Genomic DNA, 5,947 nt, shown 5'->3' on the forward strand with positions numbered 1-5,947 from the left:
TGGTCAGCCCCTGGAACCAGATCACCAGCGCCGGATTGCCCTTGATCTGGATCGACTTGTCCTGAATACCGGTCATGAATGCCAATTGCTTGTTCTTCGCCTGCATCGTGGCGAAGCCGTAGGCGGCATCCTTGAAGGCAATGGCGAACGCCGGCTCGGGATAGAAACCCGAACGGCTGGTCATGCGCTGGTCTTTGACGAAGAAATGTCGAGCAACCTTGCCGTCGAGCGTCTGCAACTGGAACACCAGCTCCTTGTCACCCAACTGTTGCTGAAAAGCAGGATTGTTACGGCTGGCTTTGCCCATCAACAGGCCAAGCACCCAGAGAAGAAAACGAAATTTCATGCACGGCGCCTCAGTGGAGTTATTGGATGGCCGCCGCAGTTTAACCTGTAACTCGAAGAGCGCCAGTCGATCTGCTCGATTACTCGGAGATCGACTGGCGTTCAACGCTTATCGCTACATCTTGTCAGACAATCACTGACTCAGACGTTAGGGCAAGGCACCGGTGCCCAATCACCCAGGTCCGGGCTCTTGCACATGCTGTTGACCTGAGTCTGGCCGGTGGTCGCGACCTTGTTGCTCTCGACCTGCTTGATCTTGGCCTGCTGGATCGACCTCTCGGTGCTCACCGCTTCCTGAGGCACGGTCGGAAGCTTCGGCTGCTTGACCTTCTGCACCGGCTGCTTCCTCTTGCCACCGCTGGTGGTGGTCACCTGGGTGGTATCGGCGGTGGCGACTTTCACTACGTCGGTACGCTGCACGCCCACTTGCTGCAGGTCCTGCTCGTAGGCCTGGTTGTACTTGCTCAGGTCTTCGCTGGCACGACCGTTCACCGCGGCGATCAGGTCATTGGACTCTTTCAGGCCGCTGACGATTTCCGCCAGGCGCTTGCGCCCTTCCACATCATTGATGCTGTTGGCCTTGCGGGCAGTGATCAGGCTGTCGAAGGCACGCTGGTAGCAGGTCTGCGAAGCACGGGCGTAGGCGGTGCTGCGGTCGATGTCGGCAGCGCTCTTGTTGAAGTCGGCAGCGTAGGAAGCGATGCGCTGATTGTCATCGGCGATCTGCTTCTGGCGCTCGGTGTAGTAACCGGCGGCACCACCGGCCAGGGCACCACCGGCAGCACCGATGGCCGCATTGCGACCACGGTTGTCGCCGTCGCCGGTCAGGGCGCCGAGCAAGGCACCGCCGGCAGCGCCCAGGGCGGCGCCGGTGACCACCGACTTGGTCATGTCCGAATCAGTGGCGCGCAAGTGCTGCACCGGCTCGTAGCAGCTCGGGTAGTACTCGACCTTGGTGGTGGAGGCGACCTTGGACACCGGAGAGGTCGCGCAACCGGTCAATACGGTGCTGAACCCGGCGGCAACCAACAGCAGGTGACGCTTGGATGTTGAAGCAAATGGGTTGCGGGAAAAAAGCATGTTGGTGATCTCGATTAAGTTTGACCAACTCGGTACGACACAAGGTCGTCCGAGCTCCTCCAGGCTCGACAGACAGCGGCCGGTCATGACTTCTGACCGGTCGATGCGAGCAGTTCCTTCAAAATCGTCGCCGGGTCGGCTCGCCGTTGCTGGCGATAATTCCCGACATGGCGGACGAATAACGTAGCGCGCGTCACCAGGCTCTTGCCGAGCACCGGCTTGCGATTGAGTTCTTCCTTGATCCGTTGAAATTGCGCCTGGATCACCGCGTCGGTGTAACGGGTGCCCGTGGCCAGGTTGTCGATGTAGATCGCCACCGCCCCGTCCAGTGCGCTGCGGCCGTTGTCGATGGCTTCGGCGAACAGCTTGGCGCTGGGTTCGTCCTTGGCATCGATGGCCTGCTGCTGGCTCTTCTTCAGATTGGTCAGGCGGATGTTGTAGTTGTTGATGGTTTCAGCCACCAGGGCGGAGGACTGAATCAGGTTGCCCGCCGCCTCCTCGCGCTGCTGGGCGATCAGCGACACGTTGCGCTTGAGCTCTTCGTTGACCAGCCCCAGCTCCGCCTGCAGACGCGGGTCGACACTGGCGGCGATGATGGCGTCCAGGCGCTTGGTGGGGTCCTGAGCGTCGTCGATGGCGTCGGTCAGGGACGCCAGGCGGCCCTCCTTCTGCCACTGGGCAAACAGCTCCTTGTAGCGCGAACGCGGGGCCGACAAGGCGCCGATGGCCACACGGAAACCGGTGGTTTCGTTGCTTTGCTCGGTGCCGTCGGCACCAAACAGCGGGTACTCGCGGCGCATGCCGGTAAACAGCGTGCCCTCGCCTTCCAGGTAATTGCCGCCCTTGACCACGAAGCCACCGTAGGTGCCCTGGCGCCGTCCGGCGCGCACCAGCTGGAACGACTCCTGGACCATCTCGGCGGCATTGCCGATCACGTCGAACATGCCAATGGGGTTGGGCAGCCTGGTCCCGATCGGCATCAGCCGCGCCGCCTGGCCAGTGCCACCGGCCACCTGATTGAACACGGCCCAGTCCGCCAGCGGGCCATCGCTCTCGCTGCCCTCCAGGCGCCGTGGAAACAGCCGTCCTTCCAGCTCCTGGCGACTCACCGCCTGACCGCCACGGGCGGCGTATTCCCACTCCACCTCGGTGGGCAGGCGCACGAAGCCCAGGCCGCCGTCTTCGGAGGAACCGCCGCGGCCGCTGACCGGCAGCAGGTCACGGTGATTCTTCATCAGCCAGGCGCTGTAGACCGCGGCAAAACGCTCGGCCTCGAAGCGCGACAGCTTGACCTTGGGCAAGCGCCCCGGCATGCCTTGCGAGGCCTCACAGGCCGGGGCCGGCTCGCCGCTGGCCAGGGACTGGGCCTGGGCCATTACCTGGGCGTACTGGCGAGCGGTGACTTCGTACTTGCCGATGAAATACAGCATCGGCTTGAGGGGCACCCCGGCACCGGTTTTCGGCAAGGCCGGGGCAATGGTCTTGCTCCAGGCGCCAGGCAGGTCCTTGAGGGTGAACTGGCCATTGATGTAATCACGGCGATAACCGGAGATGAACGATTGCTGGTAGCCGCTTTCACCTTCGCTGAAGGGATAGCCGAGGTTGATCTCGCGGTCGTCCAGGGTGCCCTGGGCCAGCACGTAGACATAGCGGAACACCATCTCGCCCTCACAGGGCAGCGGCAGACTGACGTCGTCCGGCAAGGGCTTGGGGTTGTCCATCTTGTTGTCGGGCTCTTGCGCCCACACGGCGCCGGCCAGGGTCATGGCCAACACGGTGCCGATCAACTTATACATCGCGAATTCCTTCACAGGCTTCAATGCGCGACACCCGCCAGCCGCCCAGCGCGGCGGCCAGGGTGCTGACGCCCAGCGTCGCCAACAGGGCCAGCCCGTAATGGGCCGGCAGCAAATGACTGGCGTACTCGCCGGGCACCTGCATGAACAAATGATTCAGCCCGGCCTGGGCCAGGCCATACAGAGCGCCACTCAACAACGCGGCGAAACCGGCGCTGTACAGCGCCTGGGCTACCACGAACAACAACAGTGCCCCGGTGGAAAAACCCAGCAGGCGCAGCACCGACAATTCCCGGCGCTTGCGCTCCACCGCAGCCAGGGCACCGGCGAAGATCGCCGCAAAGGCGCCCGCCAGGGCCAGCCCGGCGATCACCCAGAAGACAATGGACAGGTTGCGGCTCAAGGACTGCACCTGGGCGATGGTCTGGGCCTGGGTCGCCACCAACAGGCCCCGCTCGGCGAAATAGCGGCGCAACGCTTCAACGTCATCGAGGCTGCGGGCATACAGGCGAAAGGCCGGGTAGACCCGCTGCCCGGACGCGGCCTGCGCCTCGCCGAGCCAGCCCAGGGCCGCCACGGCACGGCCGTCGCGGTAATCCTCGGCAGCCTCCAGCAAGGCCAGGGGCGCGAACAGGGCATCCCGGGCAAAGGCTTCAAGGGGCAATACGCCCTCCACCTGGACTCGGGTCCGCTGCACCTCGCTGCGCCCCGCCACTTGCCGGCCGAAGGCCGCCTGCAGCCAGTCTCCAGGCTGTACGCCAAGCTTCTCGGCGGCGGTACGACTGAGGAGCACGCCACTCATGCTCCGAGGCACCGGCAAACGCCCGAGCAAGGGGTCCGAGACAGCGGTAGGCAGCATTTCCACGGTCAGGCCGATATCCCCCGTGCCCCGGGACAGATCCGCCGTAGCCGCGATCTGCCGCGTTCTGGGCAAGGCAAAGGCCACCTCCGGACGCTGCCCCAGCTCGGCGATGAACTCAGCGCTGAAACGGCCACCGCCCAGAGGAATGATCTCGCGCACCGCCGGGTCCTTTTCCAGGCGCTCGGTGAGGCTGCTCACCAGCCCGAACTTGAGCCCGAACAGCACCAGCAGCGGCGCAATCACCGCCACCAGGGCCAGCACCGAACAGGTCGACAACCAGGTATCGGCCCGGTAGTCCTGCCAGGCCAGCGCCGCGGTCAGGGACGCACGCATCAGCAAGCCTCCCCCAGCGTCGCGGTGACCCCGCCGTCGGCATCGCGCAGGCAGGCAATGCGCCGTACCTGCAAGCCGTTGGCCCGGGCCAGCACTTCATCGTGGGTGGCGATCACGCAGCACAGCCGCTGATCCCGCGCCTGCTGCACCAGCAGTTGCATCACCCGCTGAGCGTTCAAGGGGTCCAGGGCCGCGGTCGGCTCATCCGCCAGCAGCACCTGCGGACCATGGGCCAGGGCCCGGGCACAACTGACCCGCTGACGCTGGCCCACCGACAGGGCGGCGGGCTTCTTGTGCAGTTGATCGGCGATTTCCAGGCGTTCGGCCAAACGCCGGGGAATGCCCTCGTCCGCCAGCCCCAGCAACTGCCGAGGCAGGCTGATATTGCCGCGCACATCGAGAAACCCCAGCAGCCCGCCGGTCTGCAGCACATACCCCAGGTGCCGGCTGCGCAACTGCGCCAGGGCGCTGTGACCGGTGCCGCGCCAGATGCCGGCAATGTCGATGGGGGCGTTGGCCGGAGCGAATTCAAAGCGCGCCGCCGAATCCGGAGCCAGCACCAGCGCCAGCAGATCGAGCAGCGTGCTCTTGCCGCAGCCGCTGGGGCCGACCACCGCCAGCTGGTCGCCCGCGCGCAGTTGCAGCCTGGGGATCACCAGGCTGTAGCGCTGGCGACCCTCGCCGCGACTCTTGCGCACCTCCGCCAGATCAAGCATCACGGCAGGGTCGACAACGGAACGCGGTACAGGGCATCACCCGGCTCGGCATCGCCGAAGCGCACCCAGTTGGCCAAGTCGTTGTGGAAGGTTTCATAGAGACGGATCTTCGAATCCAGCTCGTCGATGAAATCTTCCTGCTCGGCCACGCTCAGGGACAGCCACAGGTCCTGGGTCATGTTCAGCGACTTGCTGCGGTACGGCAGCCCTTCCAGGTATTCCCCCAGCACGCCGCCGTCGGCCAGGTTGCCGCCCTTGCGCAAGGCCGAAGGGTCGCGGCTCATGTAGGCACTGGCACTGGCGATTTCCTGGAAGAAATCCTTGGGCGAGGTCTGGGTCTTGCGCGCCGCATCGACAATCAGCTTCAGCGACTGCTGCAGGTCGTTGAGCTGCAGCTTGGTGAGCATCACGCAGACCTGGAACGCCGGCAGCGCCGGGTTGGTCAGGTCGCGGTCGGCGGTCCAGGCGCTGACCAGCTGCGGCGCCTGACTCGCGGATTTGCGACCGAGGAAATCCATGTGCATGGCGTAGCCGATGGCCGCTGACTTCTCGGCGATGCTGGGCGCCGCCGCCAATGACGGCACTGCCTGGCTCTGGTTGCTGCGCACCTGATGCACCAGGTCGGCGAACACCGTGCCGATCTCGTCGACCCGCGCGCCGAACTTGCCCACATCGCCGCCAGGCACCGGAATATACAGGTCGCCGATCTTCGGGTTGGCGTCGGCGGTCAACACCCGGTACTGGGTTTCCGCCTGGGCATGGTTCTTCTTGCCGGCGTCGGTGCGCAGGTGCAGGGCGTAGATCTTGATCTGCTT

At 64.9% G+C, this 5,947-nt stretch carries 5 protein-coding genes and 1 pseudogene; all 6 read right to left on the reverse strand.

Features of this window, described 5'->3' with window-relative positions; all coding sequences use genetic code 11:
- A partial coding sequence (locus tag BLX41_RS31390) for a helicase (RefSeq protein WP_123728007.1) occupies positions 1–346 on the reverse strand: 346 nt, incomplete at its 3' end.
- A 140-nt stretch (positions 347–486) separates the two neighbouring features.
- Positions 487–1,425 carry a type VI secretion system-associated lipoprotein TagQ gene (gene tagQ / locus BLX41_RS31395; protein ID WP_123728008.1) on the reverse strand — a complete coding sequence of 313 codons (939 nt, stop codon included), beginning with the start codon at positions 1,423–1,425 and terminating at the stop codon, positions 487–489.
- Positions 1,426–1,508: 83 nt separating this feature from the next.
- Positions 1,509–3,191, reverse strand: a complete 1,683-nt coding sequence (locus tag BLX41_RS31400) for a formylglycine-generating enzyme family protein (RefSeq protein ID WP_404942818.1) — start codon at positions 3,189–3,191, stop codon at positions 1,509–1,511.
- Between the two features lie 22 nt (positions 3,192–3,213).
- Positions 3,214–4,416 (reverse strand): ABC transporter permease, encoded by a 1,203-nt coding sequence (locus BLX41_RS31405; RefSeq protein WP_123728010.1) that lies wholly within the window; start codon positions 4,414–4,416, stop codon positions 3,214–3,216.
- The gene (locus BLX41_RS31410; protein WP_123728011.1) at positions 4,416–5,132 is read right to left on the reverse strand and encodes an ABC transporter ATP-binding protein; all 717 of its coding nucleotides are present in this window, start codon (positions 5,130–5,132) and stop codon (positions 4,416–4,418) included. Before BLX41_RS31410 ends, BLX41_RS31405 begins: the two co-directional genes overlap by 1 nt.
- Positions 5,132–5,947, reverse strand: a pseudogene (locus BLX41_RS31415) (serine/threonine protein kinase); the annotation flags it as partial. The gene BLX41_RS31410 and the pseudogene BLX41_RS31415, both read right to left, overlap by 1 nt.

This window comes from Pseudomonas protegens (genome assembly GCF_003732485.1).
Classification (GTDB): domain Bacteria; phylum Pseudomonadota; class Gammaproteobacteria; order Pseudomonadales; family Pseudomonadaceae; genus Aquipseudomonas; species Aquipseudomonas protegens_B.

Coding starts and splice junctions, on each gene's coding strand:
- BLX41_RS31405 (WP_123728010.1), bottom strand. CDS start 4,416: ATGCGTGCGTCCCTGACCGCGGCGCTGGCCTGGCAGGACTACCGGGCC.
- BLX41_RS31400 (WP_404942818.1), bottom strand. CDS start 3,191: ATGACCCTGGCCGGCGCCGTGTGGGCGCAAGAGCCCGACAACAAGATG.
- BLX41_RS31410 (WP_123728011.1), bottom strand. CDS start 5,132: ATGCTTGATCTGGCGGAGGTGCGCAAGAGTCGCGGCGAGGGTCGCCAG.
- tagQ (WP_123728008.1), bottom strand. CDS start 1,425: ATGCTTTTTTCCCGCAACCCATTTGCTTCAACATCCAAGCGTCACCTG.